This window comes from Planomonospora antibiotica (genome assembly GCF_014647955.1).
GTDB lineage: Bacteria > Actinomycetota > Actinomycetes > Streptosporangiales > Streptosporangiaceae > Planomonospora > Planomonospora parontospora.
The window spans coordinates 24,024-44,855 of sequence record NZ_BMQE01000049.1; the positions used below are offsets into that span (position 1 = coordinate 24,024).

Consider the following 20,832-nt stretch of genomic DNA (forward strand, 5'->3'; position numbering starts at 1 on the left):
GAAATGCGCACCACTCCAGCCATGCGGCAGAGCCCTCTGTTTGGTGGAATGTCACCATGACCGTCGCCGAGGAAGTTCCCAGCGAGACCGACGCCGGACTGCTGCGCGAGGCCCTGACCGAGGTCCGGCGGGTCATCGTGGGCCAGGACCACATGGTGGAGCGGCTGCTCGTGGCGCTGCTGGCACGCGGCCACTGCCTGCTGGAAGGGGTGCCCGGCGTCGCCAAGACCCTGGCCGCCTCCACGCTGGCCACCGTGGTGGGCGGCACCTTCGCCCGCATCCAGTTCACCCCCGACCTGGTGCCCAGCGACATCGTGGGCACCCGGGTCTACCACCCCTCCCGCGAGGCCTTCGACGTCGAGCTCGGTCCGGTCTTCGTCAACTTCCTGCTCGCCGACGAGGTCAACCGCGCCCCGGCCAAGGTGCAGTCGGCCCTGCTGGAGGTCATGGCCGAGCGCCAGGTCTCCCTGGCCGGACGGACCCACCCGCTGCCCAGGCCGTTCGTCGTGCTCGCCACCCAGAACCCGATCGAGTCCGAGGGCGTCTACCCGCTCCCCGAGGTCCAGCGCGACCGCTTCCTCTTCCGGGTCCGGGTCGGCCACCCCAGCGCCCACGAGGAGCTCGAGATCCTGCACCGGATGAGCGTCACCCCGCCCACGCCCAGGGCGGTCCTCGACCCGCAGCGGCTGTCCGCCCTGCAGGGGCTCGCCGATCAGGTCTCGGTGCACCAGCTGGTCGCCGACTACGTCGTCCGGCTGGTCATGGCCACCCGCTCGCCCGCCGAGTACGGCCTGGCCGGCCTGGAGGAGAACATCGAGATCGGCGTCAGCCCGCGCGCCACGCTCGGCCTGGTCGCCGCCGGCCGCGGCCTGGCCCTGCTGCGCGGCCGCGACTACCTGCTCCCCGACGACATCCGGGACGTGGCCGTGGACGTGATGTCCCACCGGCTGATGCTCACCTTCGACGCGCTCGCCGACGGGATCGACCCCGACGACGTGGTCCGGCAGATCCTCGCCGCCGTGCCCCCGCCGCTGGTGGTCTGGAACCAGGGCCCCCGATGACCCCGGTCCCCGAGCCGCGACGCTCCGGCGTCGCCATGAACACGGCCGAGCAGGCGCTCCGCAGACTGGAGCTGACCATCGTGCGGCGGCTGGACGGCCTGCTGCACGGCGCGCACCAGGGCCTGCTCCCCGGGCCCGGCAGCGAGGCCGGCGACAGCCGCGTCTACGTCCCCGGCGAGGACGACGTCCGCCGCATGGACTGGGCGGTGACCGCCCGGACCTCCGTCCCGCACGTCAGGGACCTCATCGCCGACCGCGAACTGGAGACCTGGGTGCTGGCCGACCTCTCCCCCAGCATGGACTTCGGCACCGCCGCCGTGGAGAAGCGGGAGCTGGTGGTCGCCGCGGTCGGCGCGATCGGGTTCCTCACCCGGCGGGTCGGCAACCGCTTCGGCGCCTACGTCCTGCACGACGAGTACGTCCACCGGATGCCCGCCCGCGGCGGCCGGCCCGCCCTGTACGGCCTGCTGCACTCGCTGATGGACGCGCCCCGGGGCCGTCCGGTCGCCGACGCCCCCGACCTGGCCGAGGGCATCGAGGTGCTGGCCTCGGCGCGGCGCCGGCGCGGCCTGCGGGTGGTGGTCTCCGACTTCCTGGACGCCGAGCCCGCCCTCGACCCCGACCTGGAGCTGCCCTGGGAGCGGCCGATGCGCCGCCTGGCCGCCCGCCACCAGGTGCTGGCCGTGGAGGTGATCGATCCGCGCGAGCTGGAACTGCCGCCCGTGGGACTGGTCAGCCTCGCCGACCCCGAGTCGGGACGGAGCCGCCGGGTCCGGCTCACCGCGAAGGTGCGCGCGGCCTACGCCCGGGCGGCGGCCGCGCAGCGGGAGGTCAACCGGATGGCGCTGCGCCGCTGCGGCGCGGCGCACCTGGTGCTGCGGACCGACCGCGACTGGGTGGCCGACATCGCGCAGTTCGTGCTGAGGCAGCGGCGCACCGCGCACCTGACGCACCGGCACCCGGCGGCGGGGGCGGCCCGGTGACCTTCCTGTCTCCCGCCTGGCTCTGGCTGTTCGCCGCGCTCGCGGCCCTCGTCGCGGCCTACGTGGCGGCCCAGTTCGCCCGCCGCCGCTACGCGGTGCGCTTCACCAACCTGCCGCTGCTCGACCTGGTGACGCCCTCCGGGCCGGACTGGCGCCGGCACGTCGCCCCCGCGCTGTTCCTACTGATGATGAGCCTGCTCGTGCTGTCCGCCGCCCGTCCGGCCGACGCGGTGCGGGTGCCCCGCGACCGGGCGACGATCATCATCGCGCTGGACGTCTCGCTCTCGATGGAGGCCGACGACGTCTCGCCCAACCGGCTCGCCGCGGCCAAGGAGGCCGCCCAGAAGTTCGTCCGCGACCTGCCGGAGCGCTTCAACGTCGGCCTGGTCGCCTTCGCCCGCTCGGCCGCCGTGGTCGTCTCCCCCACGATCGACCACCAGGCCGTGGCCACCTCGCTCGCCAACCTCAACACCCGGGCCGGCACCGCCATCGGCGAGGCGGTGTTCAGCTCCATCGACTCCATCCGCTTCTTCGACCAGCAGGCCGTCAGCGACCCCCCGCCTGCCGCGATCGTGCTGCTGTCCGACGGGGACAACACCTCGGGCCGGTCGGTGGCCGAGGCCGTCGAGTCCGCGGTCAACGCCCGCGTGCCCGTCTCCACGATCGCCTACGGCACCCAGGACGGCACCGTCTCCATCGACGGCAGGGAGGTGAACGTCCCGGTCAACAAGGCCACCCTGCAGACCCTCTCCCAGGGCACCGGGGGGCGCGCCTACGAGGCGGAGTCGGGCAGCGAGCTGCGGGCGGTCTACGAGCAGATCGGCACCTCCCTCGGCTACCGGACGGTCAACCAGGAGATCGGCCAGTGGTTCACCGTGGCGGGCGTGGTGACGGGCCTGCTGTTCGCCGTCTCCGCCCTGCTGCTGGGCTCGCGCATCCCCTGACCGCGCCGGGGCGCGCACCGGCCACCGGTGTGCGGAGCGCCGCGCCGGAGGCGGGACAATGGGCACGTGGCACATTACTTCCAGGAGCGCCCCGAGAGCGCCAGCCGGCCGGGCTCGGTCACGCTCGTCCTCCCCGACCTCCACCTGAGGCTGGAGACCGACAGCGGGGTGTTCTCCCCCGAGCGGGTCGACCAGGGCACCCGCATCCTGCTGGAGAGCGTGCCCCCTCCCCCGCCGGAGGGCGACCTGCTGGACCTGGGCTGCGGTTACGGGCCCATCGCGCTGACGATGGCCTCGCGCGCTCCCGCCGCGACCGTCTGGGCCGTCGACGTGAACCGCCGCTCCGTGGACCTGTGCGCCGCGAATGCCCGGACCGCCGGCCTTGACAAAGTAAGGTCAGTGCACGCCGACGAGGTCCCGGAGGAGGTCAGGTTCAGCGCCATCTGGTCCAATCCGGCGATCCGCATCGGCAAGGCCGCCCTGCACGAGATGCTGACGCGCTGGCTGTCGCGCCTGACCCCGGACGGCGCCGCCCACCTGGTGGTCCAGAAGCACCTGGGCTCCGACTCCCTGCAGCGCTGGCTCAACGAGCAGGGCTGGCCCACGACCCGTACGGCCTCCCGGTCGTCCTACCGGATCCTCCGGGTCGGGGCCCGGTGAGCACCGCCCGACCGGCGCGGAGCCGGCCGGCAGGCGGCGAGAGCACGACGACGAGACCCACGACCAGGAACGGTGAACGCCCCATGACCGCCAACCCGCGCAGGCAGCTGCGGCCGACCGACGTCAAGCGGCTCAACCGCACCTGGCGCAGGAACACCGAAGGCCGCCTCGCCCTGATCGTCGAGTCGGTGACCGGGCCGTTCAACATCGGCTCCATCTTCCGCACGGCCGCCGCCTTCGGGGCCGACCGCATCTGGCTGGCCGGCAACGCCACTCCCCCGACCAACCCCAAGGCGCAGAAGACGGCGCTGGGCACCGACCGGCTCGTCTCCTGGGAGGAGCCGGTCCCGGTGACGGAGGCCGTACGGGCCGCCAAGGCGGACGGGTTCCGGGTGGTCGCGGTGGAGCTGACCGGCGACGCCGTCCCGCTGCACGAGGCGGAGCTGTCCGGCGACGTGTGCCTGGTGGTGGGCAGCGAGGACCACGGCTGCTCCCCCGCGCTGCTGGAGGCCGCCGACGCCGTCTGCTACATCCCGCAGGTCGGCCGGGTCGGGTCCTTCAACGTCGGGGTCGCCACGGCGATCGCCGTGGCCGAGGTCCGCCGCAGGGAGTGGGCCGCCCTGGGGCCGGCCCGCGCCGCGGGACCGGAGTGACCGGAGCGGCCGGACCGGAGTGACCGGAGCCCCCGAGCGGCCGGATCGCGCCGGACGCGGTCGGGTGCTCCTCGGCGCGCCCCGCGTGCGACCGGCGTCCGGCTGGCGGCCGGCTGCTGCACTTCCGGTTGGCGTCCGACTCACGCAGGGTGCGTCCCGGACGCGTCACGCGCTCCTCAGCGCGTCGGCGAGCGGGCCCCGGCCGGTCACCGTGATCCGCCCGGCGGCCACGGCGTCCGCGACCGTCCGGACGTCCCGGGCGAGGGCGACGCAGGTGTCCGCGTCCGTGGCGAGCCGCACGTCGGCGGCCTCGGCCGGGCCGTCCCCGTAGGACGGCGGGTCCTGCCCGCCGAGCCGCAGGTGGAAGGTCCCCTCCTCCAGCGCGACCTCGACGACCCCGGCGCGCCCGCCTGCGACCCGCTCGAGCCGGTGCAGCAGGGGGACGGCGAACCAGTGCGCGCGGACGGCGTCGGTCGGGCTCCGCTCGGCGAGGCCGTCCGCACCCCAGGCCGCCAGCGCCGCCAGGACCGGCAGCAGGCCGCGGCCGCGCGGCGTGAGCTCGTAGACCGTGGCGGCGCCGGGCGGCGGCAGCCTGCGGCGGGTCGCGACGCCCTCGCGCTCCAGGTCCTTCAGCCGGGCGGCGAGCACATCGGTGCTCACTCCCGGCAGGTCGGCGTGCAGCTCGGTGTACCTGCGGGGACCGGCCAGCAGCTCCCGGACGACCAGCAGCGCCCACCGGTCGCCGACGGCGTCGAGTGCCCGCGCGATGGCGCAGTACTGGTCGTAGCTCCGTCGTGGCATGCCGCCACTCTAACGGTTGGACTTTCCAAGTGTTCACTTGGTAGAACCAAGTGACATCGCAGACGGCGGAGACGTGCACACGGATCGGGAGACCACCGCATGGAGTTCAGGCAGTCGAGCAAGCTGAACGGGATCTGCTACGAGATCCGCGGACCGGTCGTCGAGCACGCCGACGCCCTGGAGGAGGCAGGTCACAGCGTCCTCCGGCTGAACACCGGCAACCCGGCGCTGTTCGGTTTCGAGGCGCCCGAGGAGATCGTCCAGGACATGATCCGGATGCTCCCCAAGGCCCACGGCTACACCGACTCCCGGGGCGTGCTGCCCGCGCGGCGGGCGGTGGCCCAGCACTACCAGGAGCGCGGCCTGCCCGACGTGGACGTCGACGACGTCTACCTCGGCAACGGCGTCTCCGAGCTGATCTCGATGGCGGTCCAGGCCCTGGTCGACGACGGCGACGAGGTCCTGATCCCGGCCCCGGACTATCCGCTGTGGACGGCCGTGACCACCCTGGCCGGCGGGCGGGCCGTGCACTACCTGTGCGACGAGTCGGCCGGCTGGTACCCCGACCTCGACGACATGGCCGCCAAGATCACCTCCCGCACCAGGGCCGTTGTGATCATCAATCCCAACAACCCCACCGGCGCCGTCTACCCGAGGCAGGTCCTGGAGGGGATCCTCGACCTGGCCCGGCGGCACGGCCTGATGGTGCTGGCCGACGAGGTCTACGACAAGATCCTCTACGACGGCGCCGTCCACCACCACGTCGCGGCGCTCGCCCCCGACCTGGTGTGCCTGACCTTCTCCGGGCTGTCGAAGGCCTACCGGGTGGCCGGCTACCGCTCCGGCTGGCTGGTGGTGTCCGGCCCCCGCGAGCACGCCCGCGACTACCTGGAGGGCCTGACCATGCTGGCCTCCATGCGGCTGTGCCCCAACACCCCCGCCCAGTACGCCGTCCAGGCGGCGCTCGGCGGCCGGCAGAGCATCACCGACCTGGTCCTGCCGGGCGGCCGCCTGCGCGAGCAGCGCGACCTCGCCTGGGAGAGGCTCAACCGGATCCCCGGCGTCTCGTGCGTGAAACCGCAGGGCGCGGTGTACGCGTTCCCCCGCCTCGACCCCGAGGTGCACAGGATCGTCGACGACCAGCGGTTCGTCCTCGACCTGCTGCTGCGGGAGAAGATCCAGGTCGTGCAGGGCACCGGCTTCAACTGGCCGCGCCCCGACCACTTCCGCATCCTCACCCTGCCGCACGCCGACGACCTGGACGCGGCGATCGGCCGCATCGGCCGGTTCCTCGACGGCTACCGCCAGGCGTGACCCTGCCCGCCGGGCGCGGCCCCGCCGTCCGCCCCGGCCCCGCCGGGCGCGGTCCCCGGCGGGATCCGCCCCGGCGGTCACCGGGCCGGCGTCAGCCGCGGACCTTCGAGGAGCGGAAGAGCTTGGCCGCGAACATGACGACCACGGCCACCAGACCGATGATCAGGGCCCACTTGAGCAGGCCGAACAGAAGGCCCAGCACCGAGCCGAGCAGGAAGAAGGCGAGCACCACGGCCGCCACGATCAGCAGAATTCGTCCCATGTGCCCACCGTAGGCCGCGACGGGGCCGGGCGGCGGTCCCGCGGACCGAGATCAGGGACAAGCCAGGGTCGCCCCTCAGGGTCGCCCCGCCCGCCGTACGGGGCGGGACGGAGCAGGCGGCGGTCGGCCGCAGGCGCGGGCCGCCGGGACGCGGCCCGCGAGCCGTTCCCGGGGTCCGTTTGCTCTCACCTGGGCGGGTAGACGAGCCGCCGACATCCGTTCCCCGACAGGAGGAGAGCCCATCATGACGAACGAGAACCTGTGGAACTACCGTCCGGACGTCTACGGCGGCGACCGGACGCTGGACCTCATCGGTTTCGAGGTGCAGGCCCCCGACGGGGAGATCGGCCCCGTGGAGGAGGAGAGCACCATGGCGGACGACAGCTACATCGTCATCGACACCGGGTCGTGGATCTCCGACAGGAGCACGCTGCTGCCCGCCGGCCTGATCACCCGCATCGACCCGGTCGAGCGCACGGTCCACGTCTCCCCCACCAGGGAGGAGATCATGGAGGCTCCGCGGTTCCACGGCGCCGAGACCGGCGCGCCCCGCTCCCGCGAGCGGCTGGGCGCGTACTACGTCCACCGTCTCGTGGAGCGGACCCCGGCCGGGTGAGGGCGTCCTGCCCCGCCGGTCCCGGCCGGTCGCACGCCGCCACGAGACGACGTGCGGCCGGCCGGGACCGGGCGGGCGGCGACCGCTGCGGCCGCCGGGCTCCGGGCACCCGGTCCGGGCGGCCGGAGCCGGCCGGGGTCAGTCCAGCGCGTGCCGCCCGCCGACGAGCGGGAGCGTCACGGAGCTGTCGCCCGGTTTGACCTCCACCCGGGTCCCGGCGGGCAGGCGGAGGGTGAAGTCGCGGTCGGTGGAGATCAGCACGACGCCGATCCGGTGCCCGGCCTTGACGATGTGGTCGCTCGGCTGCAGGTCGAAGCGGAAGTCGTAGAACCGGCCCTCGCGCAGCAGTTCGGTCCTGGATGCGGAGTGCCGGTTGCGGACGTCCAGCCAGCCCCGAGTGATGATCTTGAAGGGGGCGGTGGCGGTGACGTGCTCGGCCAGCCGGGCGCAGCCGGTGTCGCCGGGGACGCCCTGGCCGTAGCAGACCGGGGTGGCGCCGTAGGCGACCTGGCCGTAGGCGCGGGCGTCGGTGCCGTAGTCGACCAGCAGCGCCGTCAGGTACGGCGAGCGGCCGCCGGAGAACGCCGCCTTAACCGAGATCTCCGGTGTGCCGGAGAGCCGTGCGTCCTTCGCCAGCGGCGCCGACAGGTACGCCAGGCGGTTCGGGTCGGCGGCCGTCTCGTTCTCGGCGAGCTGCTCGGCCGTGCGTGTGGGAGCATCCGCGAAGGACTCGGTGGACCTCTCCGCGCGGCCGTGACGCGGACTCAGCGTTCCGGTGCCACCGTCCTTCCCCGCGGTCAGCGCGAGGCGCACGTCGCGGGTGCCGGGCAGCGGCCAGGCGGCGTGCCGCGCCCACTGGCCGGGACCGTGCTCGACGTCGGCCTGCGGCTCGTCCATGATCCCGTTGCGCAGGCCGTACAGGTGGAAGTCGAACCAGCGGTGCAGCTGGCGCAGCCACTCGGCGTTGCGCCCGGCGAAGTTGAACGGGTTGAAGTGCGCGCCCTGGTGCAGCCAGATCTTGCGCGGCACGCCGCGCTTCGCCAGCGCGTCCCACCACTGGACGGCCTGCCCGGTCTTGACGTTCCAGTCGTTGAGGCCGTGCACCAGGAACACGCTCGCCCGGACCTTGCGGACGTCGTTCAGGTAGTTGCGCTCGTCCCAGAAGCGGGAGTAGTCGCCGGTGACGCGGTCCTGGTCGCGCTCGATGGCGTCCATCAGCCCGCCGCACACCTCCTGACCGCTCTCCCGGGTCAGCACGTACCGGGCGAGCACGTCGGCGTCCTCGCCCTGGTAGCCGCCGGGGGCGACGACGCCGCCGCCTGCGCGGTAGTAGTCGTACCAGGAGGAGATGGCCGCGATCGGCACGATGGTCTTCAGGCCCCTGACCCCGGTGGCGGCGACGGCGTTGGGCAGGGTGCCGTTGTAGGAGACGCCGATCATGCCGACGTTCCCGGTGGACCAGTCGGCCCGCACCTCGTTGCCGGCCGCGTCGAAGCCCTTCGCCCGGCCGTTCAGCCAGTCGATCGCGGCCTTCGGCCCGGCGGTCTCGTTGGGCAGGCCGGTGGTCGGGCAGCCGGTGGCCCGGCCCGAGCCGAGGTTCTCCACCAGCGCGACCGCGTAACCGCGCGGAACGAAGAAATTGTCGTAGTAGCCCGGGAAGGGACCGGCGGCGGCGCGGGCGGCGGCCGGGTCCTCGGCCTGGCCGAACATCTGCTCGCGCAGGTCGTTGAACTTGTTGCGGCGGTACTCCATGCCGGCCGGGTCGGAGCCGTCGAGGTCGACGACGTGGTTGTCCACGTCGTTGCCGCCCGCGTAGTAGGGGCTGGCCTCCATGATGACCGGGACCTTCAGCCCGGTGGCGGTCGCCGCCGGGCGCATGATGTCGACGGCGACCCGGTCGGGGCGGCCGTCGGCGTCGCTGTCGGTTCCGGCGACCTCCACGAACACGGTCTCGGTCAGGGCGTCGGCGCGGGAGTGGACGGGCTGGGTCTCGCCGTTCTCGATCGGCGTGGACGGCAGGGGCGGCGGTGCGGGGGTGGATGACGCCGACGCGGCGGGTGCGGTCGCTGCCGGCAGGGCGCCTGCGGGTACGGCCACTGCCAGGGCGAGCAGGAGATGTTTCCATCTGGTCATGGGGGTTACTCCGAAAGCCGATGGAGATTTGACGACTGCCGTCAATCTCCTCGAACGGATCTTCTCTCGCAAGATCCAGGGTGTAACGAATCAAATGCCGCTTGGGGTTTTCCCGTTACATCGCGTCCTCGGGGAGTCCATGGCTTCCACAGCGGAACAGTCGCGGCGAATGCGGCCCGGCCGACCGGGCATGGAGGTCGCGGGCGACGGCCCATTCGGCACGCTCGCCGTCATGCAGAGACTGGTGCCCCCTGGCTCGGTCCGGGCTGCTGCTGCCGGCGCGGGCGGGAACGACGGTCGAAGGACAGGGTTCATTTCCTCTCGCTGCGGGAGAAGTGCCGGCTGGTGGGGACCAGGGCGGCCACCGCGGGGGCCAGGAAGCACACCAGAGCGCAGCCGGCCAGGACATCGGCGGCTGGAGCGCCCGGCGGATCGCACGGCGGGTCGCCTTCGTCGAGCAGTCCGCCGACTCCGACAGCGACCTGCGCTCCGTGGGCTGCGCAACGTGGCGGGTAGACCCGGATAGGGAACGGCAAATCTCGGGGGAGATGAGATCCGTGGCCACAACAGATCACATCCACAACGCCCGGCGGCTGCGGGCGCTGCACGCCACCGGCCTGCTGGAAGCGGACGAGGCGCCGGTGCTGGACCGGGTGACGCGGCTGGCGGTCCGGTGCCTGCACGTGCCGACGGCGATGGTGTCGCTGATCGACGCCGACCGCCAGGTCGTCGTCAGCGCGGCCGGGCCCGACGAACCCGACCGCCACGGGCAGGCGCCCCTGTCACAGTCCCTGTGCAGGCACATCGTGGCCACCGGCGCGCCGCTGACCGTGCCCGACGCCCGCGCCGACGAGCGCTGGCGCGGGATCGAATCCCCCGGGGACGGGCACCCGGCCTCGTACGCCGGGATGCCGCTGCGGGCCGGTCCCGCGCAGGTGCTGGGTGTGTTGTGCGTGATCGACGACCGGCCCCGGCAGTGGAGCAGCGAGCAGCTGAGCATCCTGGAGGATCTGGCCGCGCTGGCCGAAGCCGAGATCGCGGTGCGGCTGGCCCGGACCGAACCATCCGAGCCGTCCGGGCAGCGGGAGGGCGTGCAGGCGGTGCTCGACCGCGTGCCGGAGCCGATCGCCCGCCTGGACGCCGCCGGGGCGGTGACGGCGTGGAACAGCGCGGCTGCGCACCTGTTCGGCCGCCCGGTCGCCGAGGCCGTCGGCCGGCCGCTCAGCGAGCTGGTCAGCCCCGAACGGCTGCGCGGCGACTGCGAACGGGTCCTGCGCGGGCTCTGCGACGAGGAGGGTCCGGCCCAGCAGGCGCAGCGGCTGGAACTGACCTGCGCCGACCGCTCGGGGCGGGAGTTCCCCGCCGAGATGATCGCGCAGGCCCGCACCGGGCGCGACGGGACGCACTGCCACGTGGTGCTGCACGACATCGGCGACCACCACGAGGCCCGGCGCCGCCTCGAAGACGAGCCCGTGTTCTGGCGGGCGCTGGTGGACAGCCTGGACGTGCGGGTCGGCGCCTGCGACAGCGACGGGCGGATGATCGTGGTCAACCAGCCGCTGCGCCAGACCCGCACACAGGAGCGCGACCTGCACGTCCTGGAGCTGGGCGAGGCCTTCGGGCTATTGGCCGCCGACGGGCGCACCCCGCTGCGCGGCGCCCGCGTGCCGCTGGCGCGGGCCCTGGCCGGCGAACACGTCGACGGCCAGCAGATCGTCATGCGGCCGGCCGATCGAGACCGGCGACGGGCGCCGGTTGGGCGCGGTGGTGACCCTGGACGACATCACCCGCCGGCACCGGGCCGAGGTGCTGCGCTCGGCTCAGCACGCCGCGGCGCAGGTGCTGGCCGACGCCGCCTCCACCCAGGAGGCCGCCGACGGCGTGGTCGCCGCCGTCACCGACGCCCTGGACTGGACCTGCGGCGAGTACTGGCAGGTCGACGAGGACCAGGCGTCCATCGTCCGCGTCGGCTCCTGGAGCCGGCCCGGCCGGGACCTGTCGGTCTTCACCGGCGACCAGCCGGTCGCATTCCCCCGCGGCAAGGCGCTGCCCGGAGTGACCTGGGAGCGTGGCGAGCCGATCTGGATCGCCGACCTGGCGAGCGACCCTTGCGAGTTCTCCCGCAAGCCGGCCGCGATGGAGGCGGGCCTGCGCTGCGTCCTGGCCCTGCCGGTGCGCAGCGGCGGCCACGTGCTGGGCGTGCTGCTGTTCGCCACCGACCACCCCCAGCCGCCCGATGAGGACCTGGTCGACCTGCTGGACGGTGTCTGCGCCCACCTGGGCCGCTACATGGAGCGCCGCCGCGCCGAGGAGCTCGCCGTCGCCCTGGCCGAGAGCCGCCGCCAGTTCGACCGGATCATCAACCAGCTCACCGACAAGGCCTGGACCGTCGAGATCCGGCCCGACGGCACCGCCCGCCCCGTCTACGTCAACACCGAGCACACCACCGTGTTCGGCGGACGGCTGCACCTGGATCCCGACGACGACTTCATCGCCGTCATGCTGCGTTTCGTCCACCCCGACGACCACGACGCCTTCCGCGCCTACTGCACCGAGCTCATCACCGGGGAGCGGGCCGAGCTGGAGTACCGGCTCATCGGCCTGGACGGCGTCACCCGCTGGATCTGGAGCCGGGGCGCCCCCCGCCGCGAAGGGGAGCGGCTGCTGGTCGACGGCATCTCCAGCGACGTCACCGAGCGCCGCCGGATCGCCGAGGAGCGCGAACACCTGCTGGCCCAGCAGCGCCAGCAGATGGAGCGGCTGCGGCAGCTGGACGCGATGAAGGACGACCTGATGGCGATGGCCAGCCACGAGCTGCGCAACCCCATCGGGATCATCCGCAGCTACGCCGAGATGCTGAGCGAGACTCCCGGCCTGCCCGAGGAGTACCGCACCTTCATCGAGGCCATCGACCGCAAGAGCGAGCACCTGCAGAACCTGGTGGACGACCTGCTGGACCTGGCCCGGCTGGACGCCGGCCGGGTGGTCGTGGACGCGCGCCCGGTGTGGCTGACCGGGCTGGTCCGCCAGGCCGTCGACGAGCACCAGGCGGTCGCGGCGGCCAAGCGGATCACCCTGACCGCTGAGCTGACGCACCACCTGCACGTGCACGCCGACCCGGTCCGGCTGCGCCAGGTGCTGGACAACCTGCTGTCGAACGCGATCAAGTACACGCCCGACGGCGGTGCCGTCACCGTCACCGCCGGCCACGACACCGGCGGGGAGAATCGGCAGGACGGACACGAGCGCGAGAGCGCGGTCACGGTGACCGTCACCGACACCGGCATCGGCATCCCGGCCGAGCAGTACGAGCAGCTGTTCACCCGGTTCTTCCGCGCCTCCACCGCGCGGGCGGCCGGGATCAAGGGCACCGGGCTGGGCCTGGCCATCACCAAGGCGATCGTGGAGGCGCACGGCGGCGCCGTCACCGCAGCACCCCGCGAGAACGGCGGCACGGTCTTCACCGTCCGCCTGCCGGCCGACCCGTCGGCACCGCGGTGAACCAGGCCGGCCCTGGCCGTCACCGGCTCTTTGCCCCTGCGGCCGGGATGACCGCGGCCGAGTCGATTCGCCTGCAGCAGCTCCCGCGTTCGGCTGTTCTCCATGCGTTGACGGGCCGGGCCCCGTCAGGTCGCACCCTGCTGGTCGTGGTCGCGCAGCATGCGCATGACCGTCACGGCCGAGGGGTGACGGCCCCTTTTTCGCCCCGCTGGTGATGACGAGCAGGGCGGCGATGTCGCACAGGCTGAGGTCCTGGCCGCCAGACGACAACGCGCAGATTGAAGATCAAGCTCAGGTGTGGGCGGTGAACCACTCCACCAGGGGCCGCAGGTCGCGCCAGGCGTCGCGGACCGCGGACAGCGCCTGCTTCCCGGTGGCCTTCGTCACGGGGAAGCGCTTCTCGGCGCCCAGCGATCTGTAGCGGAGCAGCCCGATGCGCGGGTGGTCGGCCGAGTAACCGCGCGGCCGGGTCTTGACCTTCTCCCCCACCAGCGAGAACCCCTTGCCGACCAGCCGGTCGACGATCTTCTGCAGTTCGGGGCCCGACGTGCCGTCGTCGGCGGCCGCCCGGAAGCGGCCGACCTCCTCGGAGGCGAAGGGGTGGAAGCCGGCGCCCGCGAACAGGCCGTCGGCGGCGAGCTGCAGGTAGTAGCCCGCATGGCCCTCGCCTCCGACGGTGGCGCCCTGACTGGTCTTGTAGGGCGTCTTGTCCTTGCTGAACCGCGTGTCGCGCTGCGGCCGGAACAACTTGGCCGGTCCGAACTCCCCCTCCAGTTCCTCCAGCAGCGCCTGGAGCGGCGCGCGCACGGCGCTGTCGTAGTCGGCCCTGCGGGCGCGCCAGTGTTCGCGCGTGTTCTCGCCCTCCAGCTCCTTGTAGAAGTCGAAAGCCTTGCGCGGGATGCCGTCGAAGGCCACCGGTTCCTCCTTTCACCGGGAATCACACCAGGGCGGCGAAGCGCTCGACGACCTCCGCGGCCTGGGCGGCGTTCAGGCGGGGGTCGCACGCGGTACGGTAGCGCGGCAGCTCGGGCGGCCGCCAGAACGGCCTGGGCGCGGCGATGCACTCGGTGACGTCCTCGGGCGTCATCTCCAGGTGCATCCCGGCCGGATGCCTCCGCTGGACCCGCATGACGCGGACGAATGTCACGATCTCCTCCAGGATCGCCTCCATCGGCCGGGTCTTGGGTCCGGCGCCCATGCGCATCGTGTTGCCGTGCATGGGATCGCACAGCCACACCACCGGCCTGCCCCGCCGGGTGACCTCACCCACGATCTCCGGCAGGAGACTGCGCGCACGGGCCCCGCCCAGGCGGACGATGAACACCAGCCTGCCGTCCCTGCCGTCGGGGTTGAGCAGGCGGCTGAGCCGCACGGCCTGCGCGGGGGTGGTGCTGGGCCCGATCTTGACGCCGACGGTGTTGGAGACGGAGCGGGCGAAGGCGACGTGCGGACCGTCGGGCCGGCGGGTGCGGTCGCCGATCCACACCGAGTGGGCCGAGGCGGCGTAGCCGCCGCGCATCAGCGGATGCTCGTAGTCCAGCAGCAGGGCCTCGTGGGAGACGCAGGCCCGTTCGAGCGGCGGGCGTCCGGTCCAGGAGTCGCGCACCACCTTCAGCACCCGCTCGGCGCACTCGTAGGCGCGCAGCAGCCGGGCCGGGTCGGGACGGCGGGCGCCCGGTTCACCGGCCGGGCTGTTCACCGCGTCGCCCCGGTAGGACGGGACGAGCGTGCCGTCGGGCATGCGCTCGTAAGGAGCCGAGCGCGGCTTGCCGTACTGCCCGGCCAGGCGGCCCAGCGGCACGGCGAGCGAGCCGGTGGCGGACCGGATCGCCGCGGCCAGGCCGTACAGCTGGGCCAGCTTGGCACGCACCTCGGCCGGGCCGGACTCGCAGAAGCGCTCGGCGCAGTCGCCGCCCTGCAGCAGGAATCCCTCACCCCGGCCGACACGGGCCACCGCCTCGATGAGCCGGTCGCACTCTCCTGCGGTGACCAGCGGAGGCATCGTGTGCAGGGTCCTGGTGACGCGCTCGAGCAGCGCCGGGTCTCCCCAGTCGGGTTGCTGTGCGGTGGCGGCGGTCACGGCGCCTCGCTCCTGAGCCGGGCCTTGTCGACCTTTCCGACCGGGGTGAGCGGCAGGCTCGGCACGACGGCCACCCGGTCGGGGATCTTGTAGGCGGCCACGCCGCGCTCGCGCATGAACGCGTCGATCTCCCCGGGGGTGGGCGGCTCGCCGCGGGCGACGATGTAGGCGCAGGTGCGCTCGCCCAGGTAGGGGTCGGGGACCGGGACCACGGCGGCGGCCAGCACGCGCGAGTGGGCCAGCAGGTGTTCCTCGACCTCCTCGGCGGGCACCTTGTCGCCGCCGCGGTTGATGACGTCCTTGATCCGGCCGCAGACGACCAGGTGGCCGGTCCCGGTACGGCGGGCCAGGTCGCCGGTGCGGAAGAAGCCCTCGGCGGTGAACGCCCGCGCGTTGTGCTCCTCCGCGCGGAAGTACCCCCTGATGGTGTACGGCCCGCGCACCAGCAGCTCGCCGACCTCGCCCGGGGGCAGTTCGTCGCCCTTCTCGTCCACGATGCGGACCTCGTCGTGCTCCGACAGCGGTCTGCCCTGCGCGGTGGCCAGCAGTTCGGGCGGATCGTCCGGAGGGCTCTGGCTGAGCAGCCCCTCGGCCATGCCGAACGACTGCTGCACGCGGCCCAGGCGTTCACCGACGTCGCGGGCCAGCTGCGGGCTGACGCCGGCGCCGCCCACCTGCACCAGTCGCAGGCTGGACAGGTCGTGCGGGCTCCACGAGGCGGCTTCCACCCACAGCAGCGCCAGCGACGGCACCAGTCCCGTGACGGTGACGCGCTCGCTCTCGATGAGCGGGAAGGTGTCGTCGGGGCTGGGCGTGGGGCTGAGCACGACGCGGCCGCCCGCGTGGAGCGTGCCGAGCACGCCGGGACAGCCGAGCGCGTAGTTGTGCGCGATGGGGAGTGCGGCCAGGTAGACGTCGTCGGGGCCGAAGCGCGCGTTGGCGGCGCTGAGCCGGATGTTGCACAGGTAGTCGTCGTGGGTGCGCGGGATGAGCTTGGAGCGCCCGGTGGTCCCGCCGGACAGCAGGAAGAGCGCCACGTCGCCCGGCTCGGGCCGCTCCAGTTCGGCCGGTTCGGCGTACAGGGACGCCAGGGGTGTGAACTCCTCCGGCTCGCCGGCCACGACGACGTGCTCGGGGCCGCTGATCCGGCGGGCCAGCTCGCGGTGGTCGAAGCCCTGGTGGACGGCCGGGATGACGTAGGCGACGGCCTCGGTCTGGGCGGCCAGGTGGCCGATCTCGTCACGGCGGTGCGGCGGCAGCGCCAGCACCGGGGCGGCGCCGAGCGTGAACAGCGCGAAGAGCGTGTCGATCAGGTCGGGGGTGTTCGGCAGTTGCACGATCACCCGGTCGCCGCGCCGTACGCCCAGGTCGTGGAAGCCGGCGGCCAGACGGGCCGCGCGGACGGCGAGCTCGCGGTAGCTGCGGCGGACACCGCCGGACACCAGCGCGGTGCGCTCGCCGTGGGCGTGCAGCAGGGTGTCCAGGGTCTGGCCGCTCCACAGCCCGAGCTCGCGGTAGCGCCGGGCGGTCTCGGCGGGCCAGGGTACGCATCCGGGAATCATCCGGTCCTCCTCACGGTGCGATCCGCGCCATGTGCCAGTCCGCGCCCTGGCGGCGGTAGCGGAAGCGGTCCTGGATCTCGTCGGCCCTGCGCTGCCAGAACTCCATCTCCATCGGCGTGAGCCGGTAGCCGCCCCAGTGGGTGGGGCGGGGGATCTCCTGACCGGTGAAGCGGTCGCGCTGGGCGTCGAAGCGCTCGCGCACGACCCGCCGGTCGTCGATCTCGGCGTGCTGGTCGCTGCTCCAGGCCAGCAGCTGGATCGAGCGGGGCAGGGTGGCGAAGTGGGCGTCGGACTCCACGTCGCCCAGCCGGTCGACCGGGCCCTCGGCCCTGACCTGCCGGCCCTTGTCGAGCCAGCCGAAGCACAGCGCGGCCACCGGGTTGACCGCGGTGTCGGCGGCCTTGCGGCTGGCGTGGTTGGTGAAGTACACGAAGCCGTGATCGACGTAGGCCACGTCGATCCAGCGGGCCGAGGGGCGTCCGCGATGGTCGGCGGTGGCCAGCACGGCAGAGGTGGACATCTGGGGGTCGGCCGCCCGCCGTTCCTCCTGCCAGAGCAGGAACTGACGCAGGGGGTCGGCCGCTAACCGGGTCAGCATTCCCTCTCCCTACCATTCTCTCGCCTTTTTAATCACATTGCCTATAATCGACTCCATGCAAGAAGCCGCGCATGCACTCGTCGCCCGCCACCGGGAGATAACGACCCCCCGGACATTCCGTCTGCTCGGCATGGAGTGGGATCTCCTGCCCGGCGTCTACGCCCCTCATCTGTCGCAGTCCTCCGCGCTCTACGCCGAATGGCTGCCCTATCCGCTGTACGGCTCCTTCTGCGAGGTCGGCAGCGGTACCGGCTACGTCTCGGTGCTGGCCGCGCTGCGCGGCTGCGCCTCGGTGACCGCCCTGGACGTCAGCGGGGCCGCCGCGGAGAACACCCGGCTCAACGCCGGGCGCCACGGCGTCGCCTCGGTCGTCCGCGTCGCCTGCGGCGACATGTTCGATCCTCTGACCTGCGACGACAAGTTCGACGTCATCTACTGGAACTCCAATTTCGTCGAGGGCGAGCCCGCCGACGCGCTGGAGCGCGCCTTCTTCGACCCCGGTTACGTCACGCACGCCGCCTTCTTCCGCGGCGCCGCCGCGCACCTGGAGGCGGGCGGCCGACTGCTGCTGGGGTTCACCGACCTCGGCGACGAGCGCCGCGTGCACGCGCTGGCGGCCGAGCACGGCTGGCGGGCCGCACTGCTGCGCGCCGCGAAATGCGCCGCCGGGAACGGGCACATCGAATACCGGCTCCTCGAATTCACGCGAGCCGGGTGAATGTTTTCCCCGGGCCTTCGGAAGGCCCGGGGAATTCATTTCAAACGACGCACGGCGAGGGGCAGGAAAACGGCGGTCGCGCCCACCGCCCAGGCCGCGGTGAAAAGCACGGGCAGCAGCACCGGACCGCCGCCGGACAGCCCGGTGAGCGCGTCGCACGCCAGCGACAGCGGATTGGCCCGCACCACCGGCTGCAGCCAGCCGGGGAACTGTTCGACCGGCACGAACCCCGACGACAGGAAGAGCAGTAGCGTCACCGGCGTGTTGAGCGCCCCGCCGACCGCCTGCTCGCTGGAGGCCGACGTCGCCACCGCGACCGCCGGCCACAGGAAGATCCAGGCGAACAGCGCGACGACCCCGAAGAACCCCAGGACGGCCTGCGGCCCCTGGGTGAAGCGGAACCCCGCCAGGTGGGCGACGGCCGTGGTGGCCGCGGCGACCAGCACCGCCCGCACCAGGTCGCCGGTGATCCGGCCGGCGAGGATCGAGATCCGGCCGATGTCCATGGCTCTGAACCGGTCCACGATGCCGCCCCGCAGGTCGGTGAAGAATCCCAGCCCGGTGCCGACCGCGCCGTAGGCGGCGCTGAACAGCACGATGGCCGGAGCCAGCCGGTCGATGTACCGGCCGTGGACGGCCTGGTCGACCAGCTCGCCGAAGACCAGCAGCATGAGGAAGAGCAGGATCAGCGGGAACAGCAGCGAGTCGGCGACCAGTTGCGGGCTCCTGGCGAAGCGCCGCAGCGTGCGACCGGCCAGCAGGCCCGTCTCGGTGATGGTGTTCATGTCGCCCTCCTGAACGCGTGGACCGCCGCGACCGAGAAGACGGCCAGCAGCCCGGCCAGCCACGCCGCCGCCTTCAGCACCGGCCCGGCCGTCGGGCCGCCGTCTGCCAGCGCGCGCAGCGCGTCGAGCACGGCGGTGACCGGCTGGTGGCGCACGAACGGCTCGATCCAGGCGGGGAAGGCGTCGGCGGGCACGAAGGCCGAGGAGATCATCAGCGGCGGCAGGTAGAGGACGTGCAGCGTGGAGGAGACCGTCTCGGGATCGCGCGAGACCAGCCCGAGCGCGCTGGTGCCGGCCGACACCGTGAGCGCGAAGGCCACCGCCAGCGCGACGAAGCCCAGCGCGGCCGGAGTCCCGGCCTGGAACCGGAAGCCCACCGCGTAGCCGGTCACCACGATCACGGCGATGGCCAGCAGCGCCCGGAGGCCGTCGGCCGCCAGCCGACCCGCCACGACCGCGCCGCGGCTGATGGCCAGCGACCGGTAGCGGGCCAGCATGCCGCTCCGCCGGTCGGCGGCGAAGGAGAAGGCGGCGCCGATCGCCACGGAGAACATCCACTGCACGATGATCGCCGGCGGCAGGAACTGGGCGTAGTCGATGCCGCGGGTGCGCAGCAGGTTGCCGAACAGCGCCAGGAACCCGAACACGAAGACGACCGGGAAGACCACCATCGTGCTGACGGTGTCGGCCGCCGAGGTGCGCCGGAGGTCGCGCCCGGCCAGCAGCAGCCCCTGGGCGAAGAGATTGCCCAGGCCCGCCTCGGTGGAGGAGGCCGCCCCGGTGGAGGCCGTCATGAGCCGGCCTCCTTCCGCTCCTGCTCGCGCCGCCGTCCGGACCTCCGGCCCGTCAGGGCGAAGAAGACCTCGTCCAGCGTGGGGCGGCGCAGCCGGATGTCGTCGGCCTCGATCCCGGCCTCCCGCAGCGCCGCGACGACGTCGGCCAGGGTGTCGGGGGCGGCGCCGCGCACGGTGACCGTGCCGCCGGACTCCTCCACGCCCTCCAGCCGCTCACGCAGCGTGCGGAGCACCTGCTCGCGCGGCTCGGCGACCACCTCGCAGACCTGCCCGCCGACCCGTTTCTTCAGTTCGGCCGGCGTGCCCTCGGCGACCACCCTGCCGTCGTCGACGAGCACGATCCGGTCGGCCAGGCGGTCGGCCTCCTCCAGGTACTGGGTGGTCAGCAGCAGCGTGACGCCCTCCTCGCGCAGCCCGGTCACCACGTCCCACATCTCCCGGCGCCCGGCCGGATCCAGCCCGGTGGTCGGCTCGTCCAGGACGACGACGGGCCGCTTGACCACCAGGCTGGCCGCCAGGTCCAGGCGGCGGCGCATGCCGCCGGAGTAGGACGCGACCCGCTGGTCGGCGGCGGCGTCCAGGCCGAAGGCGGTCAGCAGCTCCCCGGCCCGCGCGGCGGCCGCCCGGCGGTCCAGTTTGAGCAGCCTGCCGAACAGCACGAGGTTCTGCCGCCCGGTCAGCACGTCGTCGACCGCCGCGAACTGGCCGGTCAGCGCGAGGGACGCGCGGACGCCCGCCGGATCGCGGGCGACGTCGTGCCCGGCGACCGAGGCGCGGCCGCCGTCCAGCGGCAGCAGCGTGCTCAGGCAGTTGACCACCGTGGTCTTGCCCGCGCCGTTGGGGCCCAGCAGTCCCACCACGGCGCCCGGCTCGACGGTGAACGACACCTCCTCCAGGGCCGTCTTCTCACCGAAGACCTTGCGGAGGCCCTCGACCTCGACTCCGCCCGCATCCATGTGCGCCACCTCCTGAGACGTCCGTGCCCGTCAGTCCTCCGGCTTCACCGGGGTCTGCTGGTGGAAGACGAGCTTCCAGGCGTTCCCGCTGCGCTCGTAGACGCTGGCCATGTAGATCTGGAAGGAGAGGTCGGTCCCCTTGAGCCGGATGGTGGCCCGATAGGTGATCAGCCCCGCCTCGGTGCCGAGAGCCAGCGTCCTGACGTCGTCGAGTGTGTACTCCTCGAAGGGCGATTTGTTGGCTTCGATGTCGTCGGCCAGCTCGTGACCGGTCTGCAGGCCGTCGGGCTCGACGCAGATCGTCCGGTCGGTGACCAGCTCGCGGTAGAACTCGCCGTTGCCGACCGCGATGGCGGCCCAGCCCTTCTCCTCCAGCTCGCGCAGTTCCTTGTCGAGATTCACGCGGTCGTC

At 73.0% G+C, this 20,832-nt stretch carries 21 protein-coding genes and 1 pseudogene; 10 read left to right on the plus strand and 12 right to left on the minus strand.

All coding sequences use genetic code 11. The features are described 5' to 3' along the window. Window positions 1-56: 56 nt before the first annotated feature. The 5 genes from IEZ06_RS30030 (at window position 57) to IEZ06_RS30050 (ending at window position 4,301) form a co-directional block, all read left to right on the plus strand. Window positions 57-1,061, plus strand: a complete 1,005-nt coding sequence (locus IEZ06_RS30030; RefSeq protein WP_189240058.1) for an AAA family ATPase — start codon at window positions 57-59, stop codon at window positions 1,059-1,061. Further along, window positions 1,058-2,044 carry a DUF58 domain-containing protein gene (locus tag IEZ06_RS30035; protein WP_189240059.1) on the plus strand — a complete coding sequence of 329 codons (987 nt, stop codon included), beginning with the start codon at window positions 1,058-1,060 and terminating at the stop codon, window positions 2,042-2,044. The genes IEZ06_RS30030 and IEZ06_RS30035 overlap by 4 nt, the downstream gene beginning before the upstream one ends. Then, window positions 2,041-2,988 (plus strand): VWA domain-containing protein, encoded by a 948-nt coding sequence (locus IEZ06_RS30040; protein WP_189240060.1) that lies wholly within the window; start codon window positions 2,041-2,043, stop codon window positions 2,986-2,988. Before IEZ06_RS30035 ends, IEZ06_RS30040 begins: the two co-directional genes overlap by 4 nt. Before the next feature lie 66 nt (window positions 2,989-3,054). After that, window positions 3,055-3,648, plus strand: a complete 594-nt coding sequence (locus IEZ06_RS30045) for a class I SAM-dependent methyltransferase (protein WP_189240061.1) — start codon at window positions 3,055-3,057, stop codon at window positions 3,646-3,648. 83 nt (window positions 3,649-3,731) lie between these two features. Further along, window positions 3,732-4,301: a TrmH family RNA methyltransferase gene (locus IEZ06_RS30050; RefSeq protein ID WP_189240062.1), complete on the plus strand. Its 570-nt coding sequence runs from the start codon at window positions 3,732-3,734 to the stop codon at window positions 4,299-4,301. A 165-nt stretch (window positions 4,302-4,466) separates the two neighbouring features. On the opposite strand, the gene IEZ06_RS30055 is transcribed toward IEZ06_RS30050, so the two are convergent. Further along, window positions 4,467-5,102 (minus strand): winged helix-turn-helix transcriptional regulator, encoded by a 636-nt coding sequence (locus IEZ06_RS30055; protein WP_189240063.1) that lies wholly within the window; start codon window positions 5,100-5,102, stop codon window positions 4,467-4,469. Between the two features lie 99 nt (window positions 5,103-5,201). Here IEZ06_RS30055 and IEZ06_RS30060 point away from each other — a divergent pair, with 99 nt between their 5' ends. Further along, window positions 5,202-6,416, plus strand: coding sequence for a pyridoxal phosphate-dependent aminotransferase (locus IEZ06_RS30060; RefSeq protein WP_189240064.1), 1,215 nt, complete (start codon window positions 5,202-5,204; stop codon window positions 6,414-6,416). A gap of 91 nt (window positions 6,417-6,507) precedes the next feature. On the opposite strand, the gene IEZ06_RS30065 is transcribed toward IEZ06_RS30060, so the two are convergent. Then, on the minus strand, window positions 6,508-6,678 hold the full coding sequence (locus IEZ06_RS30065; RefSeq protein ID WP_189240065.1) for a hypothetical protein: 171 nt from the start codon (window positions 6,676-6,678) through the stop codon (window positions 6,508-6,510). 244 nt (window positions 6,679-6,922) lie between these two features. Here IEZ06_RS30065 and IEZ06_RS30070 point away from each other — a divergent pair, with 244 nt between their 5' ends. Then, a complete protein-coding gene (locus IEZ06_RS30070) occupies window positions 6,923-7,294 on the plus strand; it encodes a PRC-barrel domain containing protein (RefSeq protein ID WP_189240066.1) in 372 nt (123 codons plus the stop codon). A 138-nt stretch (window positions 7,295-7,432) separates the two neighbouring features. Here IEZ06_RS30070 and IEZ06_RS30075 read toward each other — a convergent pair whose 3' ends face one another. Next, window positions 7,433-9,427 carry a Xaa-Pro dipeptidyl-peptidase gene (locus IEZ06_RS30075; protein WP_189240067.1) on the minus strand — a complete coding sequence of 665 codons (1,995 nt, stop codon included), beginning with the start codon at window positions 9,425-9,427 and terminating at the stop codon, window positions 7,433-7,435. A gap of 548 nt (window positions 9,428-9,975) precedes the next feature. On the opposite strand from IEZ06_RS30075, the pseudogene IEZ06_RS37750 reads away from it, so the two are divergent. Beyond that, window positions 9,976-10,827 (plus strand): annotated as a pseudogene (locus tag IEZ06_RS37750) (GAF domain-containing protein); the annotation flags it as partial. A 222-nt stretch (window positions 10,828-11,049) separates the two neighbouring features. Here IEZ06_RS37750 and IEZ06_RS36815 read toward each other — a convergent pair. Further along, the gene (locus IEZ06_RS36815; RefSeq protein ID WP_229798904.1) at window positions 11,050-11,211 is read right to left on the minus strand and encodes a hypothetical protein; all 162 of its coding nucleotides are present in this window, start codon (window positions 11,209-11,211) and stop codon (window positions 11,050-11,052) included. Between IEZ06_RS36815 and IEZ06_RS36820 the strand changes: the two genes are divergently transcribed. Next, a complete protein-coding gene (locus IEZ06_RS36820) occupies window positions 11,195-12,928 on the plus strand; it encodes a sensor histidine kinase (RefSeq protein WP_229798906.1) in 1,734 nt (577 codons plus the stop codon). The genes IEZ06_RS36815 and IEZ06_RS36820 overlap by 17 nt on opposite strands. 291 nt (window positions 12,929-13,219) lie before the next feature. Here the strand turns inward: IEZ06_RS36820 and IEZ06_RS30095 are convergent, their stop codons facing one another. From IEZ06_RS30095 to IEZ06_RS30110, 4 genes are read right to left on the minus strand one after another with little or no spacing between them, the layout of a single operon-like run. Next, window positions 13,220-13,843, minus strand: a complete 624-nt coding sequence (locus IEZ06_RS30095; RefSeq protein ID WP_189240069.1) for a DUF2461 domain-containing protein — start codon at window positions 13,841-13,843, stop codon at window positions 13,220-13,222. Between the two features lie 22 nt (window positions 13,844-13,865). Further along, window positions 13,866-15,008 carry a 3-deoxy-7-phosphoheptulonate synthase gene (locus tag IEZ06_RS30100; protein ID WP_229798909.1) on the minus strand — a complete coding sequence of 381 codons (1,143 nt, stop codon included), beginning with the start codon at window positions 15,006-15,008 and terminating at the stop codon, window positions 13,866-13,868. Further along, the gene (locus IEZ06_RS30105) at window positions 15,005-16,570 is read right to left on the minus strand and encodes a (2,3-dihydroxybenzoyl)adenylate synthase (protein WP_189240070.1); all 1,566 of its coding nucleotides are present in this window, start codon (window positions 16,568-16,570) and stop codon (window positions 15,005-15,007) included. The genes IEZ06_RS30100 and IEZ06_RS30105 overlap by 4 nt, the downstream gene beginning before the upstream one ends. A 10-nt stretch (window positions 16,571-16,580) precedes the next feature. Continuing rightward, window positions 16,581-17,168 (minus strand): pyridoxine/pyridoxamine 5'-phosphate oxidase, encoded by a 588-nt coding sequence (locus tag IEZ06_RS30110; protein WP_189240071.1) that lies wholly within the window; start codon window positions 17,166-17,168, stop codon window positions 16,581-16,583. A 55-nt stretch (window positions 17,169-17,223) separates the two neighbouring features. Here IEZ06_RS30110 and IEZ06_RS30115 point away from each other — a divergent pair, with 55 nt between their 5' ends. Further along, window positions 17,224-17,886 carry a methyltransferase gene (locus IEZ06_RS30115; protein ID WP_189240072.1) on the plus strand — a complete coding sequence of 221 codons (663 nt, stop codon included), beginning with the start codon at window positions 17,224-17,226 and terminating at the stop codon, window positions 17,884-17,886. Window positions 17,887-17,921: 35 nt separating this feature from the next. On the opposite strand, the gene IEZ06_RS30120 is transcribed toward IEZ06_RS30115, so the two are convergent. The 4 genes from IEZ06_RS30120 to IEZ06_RS30135 are packed head-to-tail and all read right to left on the minus strand — an operon-like array spanning window position 17,922 to window position 20,823. Further along, on the minus strand, window positions 17,922-18,671 hold the full coding sequence (locus IEZ06_RS30120) for an ABC transporter permease (RefSeq protein ID WP_189240073.1): 750 nt from the start codon (window positions 18,669-18,671) through the stop codon (window positions 17,922-17,924). After that, window positions 18,668-19,465 carry an ABC transporter permease gene (locus IEZ06_RS30125; protein ID WP_189240074.1) on the minus strand — a complete coding sequence of 266 codons (798 nt, stop codon included), beginning with the start codon at window positions 19,463-19,465 and terminating at the stop codon, window positions 18,668-18,670. The genes IEZ06_RS30120 and IEZ06_RS30125 overlap by 4 nt, the downstream gene beginning before the upstream one ends. After that, window positions 19,462-20,421 (minus strand): ATP-binding cassette domain-containing protein, encoded by a 960-nt coding sequence (locus tag IEZ06_RS30130; protein WP_189240075.1) that lies wholly within the window; start codon window positions 20,419-20,421, stop codon window positions 19,462-19,464. Before IEZ06_RS30130 ends, IEZ06_RS30125 begins: the two co-directional genes overlap by 4 nt. A 30-nt stretch (window positions 20,422-20,451) precedes the next feature. Further along, window positions 20,452-20,823, minus strand: a complete 372-nt coding sequence (locus tag IEZ06_RS30135) for a nuclear transport factor 2 family protein (RefSeq protein WP_189240076.1) — start codon at window positions 20,821-20,823, stop codon at window positions 20,452-20,454. Window positions 20,824-20,832: the final 9 nt, after the last annotated feature.